The sequence below is a fragment of the Mesorhizobium sp. M1A.F.Ca.IN.020.06.1.1 genome (genome assembly GCF_004023265.1).
GTDB lineage: Bacteria > Pseudomonadota > Alphaproteobacteria > Rhizobiales > Rhizobiaceae > Mesorhizobium.
This window is the reverse complement of sequence record NZ_RZSR01000761.1, coordinates 1-2,967: the sequence shown is the minus strand read 5'-3', so window position 1 is coordinate 2,967 and position 2,967 is coordinate 1. Positions and strand designations below refer to the sequence as shown.

General features: G+C 64.4%; 3 protein-coding genes. 1 reads left to right on the top strand and 2 read right to left on the bottom strand.

All coding sequences use genetic code 11. The annotated features are described in order from the left end of the window. Window positions 1-713, bottom strand: a 713-nt coding sequence (locus EOA60_RS26495) for a lysylphosphatidylglycerol synthase domain-containing protein (protein ID WP_128312144.1), incomplete at its 3' end; no start/stop codon positions are given. Window positions 714-1,226: 513 nt separating this feature from the next. On the opposite strand from EOA60_RS26495, the gene EOA60_RS26490 reads away from it, so the two are divergent. Then, complete coding sequence (locus EOA60_RS26490; RefSeq protein WP_245479173.1) at window positions 1,227-1,694, top strand: DUF995 domain-containing protein; 468 nt, start codon at window positions 1,227-1,229, stop codon at window positions 1,692-1,694. Between the two features lie 192 nt (window positions 1,695-1,886). On the opposite strand, the gene galE is transcribed toward EOA60_RS26490, so the two are convergent. After that, window positions 1,887-2,967, bottom strand: a 1,081-nt coding sequence (galE, locus tag EOA60_RS26485) for a UDP-glucose 4-epimerase GalE (protein WP_128312142.1), incomplete at its 5' end; no start/stop codon positions are given.

Genomic DNA, 2,967 nt, shown 5'->3' with positions numbered 1-2,967 from the left:
CCCTGCACCGGCAGGATGGCGGCGGCCTCGGCGCCGACGGCGCCGGGAAAGGCAGTCTGGAAGGAGGTGCCGAGCAGCATGGCGAGCAGCCATCCCTGCACGGCAAGCTTCAGCGTCCAGTTGGCGACCGTCCACCACCAGCCGTAGCGGGAGCGCCCCGTGGCCTCGGTGAAGATATCGCGCAGCTTGCCGAGCTTCGACACGATGCTGCCGCGCCCGGCCCAGTCATGCGGCGCGCGCGCCCAGCGCGGCAGATACCAGGCGGCGGCAATCAGCGCCGCGATGCCCGCGGCCCTGAGGGCCGGGTGAAGACCGGGCCACACCAGGCACGCGAGCACGCCGACGACGAAGGCGTCCTGCAGCCTGAACCACAGGAGCGAAGCGCCGGCGCGCACGATCGAGATGCCGAACACCTGCCGCAACAGCAGCGGGAAGGCGGTCTCGCCGCCGCGGAACGGCACCACGTTGATCATGGCGTTGTGAATCAGGATGACGCGCAGGCAGGCGCCGAAGCGGCCGTTCACCTCGTCGCGGAACTCGTCGCAGACCCGCAGCGCGCGCAGCACATAAGTGACGAACAGCGCCAGCGTCACCGCAGTGAAGGCGCTGGGCGTGATGCTGGCGAAGGCGTCGCCCACCATCTTCCAGCGCGAGTCTGCGGCAAGCCATGCCAGCAGCGCCAGGGTGACGATTATCGAGAATGCTCTTTTCAACCAGTTCTCCGAATGGCGCCGACCGCCGCATTCCGGGTAATTGCTTCGATTTCGAAATCGGGCGCACGGAAGGGGACCGCTCCAGGCCGCCGGCTCCCTTGCCGGTTTTCAATGGCCTGGCGAGGCGCCAAGATTCCGAGCCCTTCCGTGGTCGCCGGCCCGTTCAACGTTTCTGCTCCATCATAAGCGGCCGATCCTATAAACCAGCGGCTTGCCCATCCACAAGCTTTGGCGCGGCCGCAATCACCGTCCGCGGGCGATCTTGGCTCGCTGCGACGGGAAGGTTGACACCATTCCTCGAGCGGCAGTTAATATCACGTGGGGGCGGTAGCTGCGCATTGGGATCGAATACCCAATCTGGGTAGTGACGCCAGATCGAAAGGCGTCGTCGAAATGTTATCGCTCATCATTCCTGCAGTTCGAAAAATATTGCCGTCCAGACCAGCGCGGAGCGTGAGGTGCCGTCGTTCTGCGCGGCGCGCGGACCTGATGCTTCTGCTCTTCTGCGGTGGAGTGGCGCTGTCCGGCGTTGCTCACGCAGCCGGCGCTGGGTCTCCGGCAACGGCACAAGCAGGCACCACGCCGACGGCATTTGAGTTGCAGTTGTTCTATGCCGACCGCACCTGGAACTGGGAGGACGGAGCCGCCTATTTCGCCCAGGACAGGCGCATGCGTGCCTGGACGTCCAAGCCTGGTTCAACGTCCTTCGCCGAAGGTACATGGCATCTCAGCAATGATGGCAAGATGTGCATGGAGCTCCTCTGGCGGTCCACGGCCTATGCGGCACAGCCCATCCGCACCTGTTTCAGCCATCGCGTCCTGAACGGGACCGTCCAGCAACGGAGGGATCCGGATGGCCGGTGGTACAGCTTCAGGCACGCTTCGGACAATTCGGCCGACGAGTTCAAGAAAATTCAGGCGGGCGATACCAGGAGCGTCGATTTCGAAAAGGCCCGCAAGTTGGTCGATCCCAAGAGTTAGTCGCTGCTGGCGCACGTCCAGAAAAATGCCTAGAGCGGCTGGCCGTTTCACGGAAACGCCGACCCGCTCTATCTCTTTGCTCACGCAATTTCCGGACGGAAAACCGCTGCACACGTCCTGGAATTGCTCTAGCAGTTTCCGCTCGGAATTGTCCCGGCGTATCAAATCTAAGAGGCTCGCTGAGACAAGCCGTCAACCCAGCTCAGCGAGCCCACGCCCCGACACAGTACTCACAGGGACGACTGCCAGCCGTGCAGGCTGGCGTTTTTCCGCGGCGTTCATGCCGCGCGGCGCGCGCTTCGCGCGCGAGACGCCGGCGGACGCTTTGAAAACCTTCGGCTTCAGGGCCAGTCGGAGCCCGAAGAAGGGCGCTGCCGTCCTGACGATGGTGTCTAGATCGGAAAGTTCCGCCACAAAGCCCAATTGCTCTTGTGCTAGGCTGGGATCGGCGAACAGCCCGGCCGGGTCGCCGGGCCGGCGCGGTTTATAGGCGACCGGGACCGTCCGGCCGGTGACGCGGCCGACGGCCTCGAGGATCTCCTTTATCGAGATGCCTCGGCCGGCGCCGAGATTGACGGACAGGCTGTCGCCGCCGGCCTCGAGATGCATCAATGCCATGAGATGCGCGCGCGCGAGGTCGCTGACGTGGATGTAGTCGCGCACGCATGTGCCGTCCGCCGTCTCGTAATCGGCGCCGAAGACCTCGATCGCCTCGATCATGCCGGACGCCGCCATCAGCACCCTCGGAATGAGGTGGGTTTCGGGTGTATGCCACTCGCCAAGCTCGCCTTCGGGATCGGCGCCGCAGGCGTTGAAGTAGCGAAGGATCGCGTATCTCGTTCCATAGGCAGCGGCATAGTCCCTGATGATTTCTTCGCCCATCAGCTTGCTGCGGCCATAGGGGCTGATCGGCTTCTGCGGCGAGGCCTCGCTCACCGGCAATGCTTCCGGCACGCCATAGGTCGCGCAGCTCGAGGAAAAGATCACCTTGTCGATGCCGCTTGCCCGGGCGGCGTCCAGTACGGCGATGGTGCCGCCGACATTGGTCGCATAGTAATCCGCCGGCGCGCTGACCGACTCGCCGACATAGGCAAGGGCGGCGAAATGGATGATCGCCTGTGGTCTGTGAGTCTCGATCGCCCGCCGCAACGCTTCGCGGTCGCGGATGTCGCCGACGACCAGCGGCCCCCAGGCGACGGCTTTCTCGTTGCCGCGGCTCAAATTGTCGTAGACCACCGGCAAGTAGCCCGCCGCCGACAGCAGCTTGCAGGCA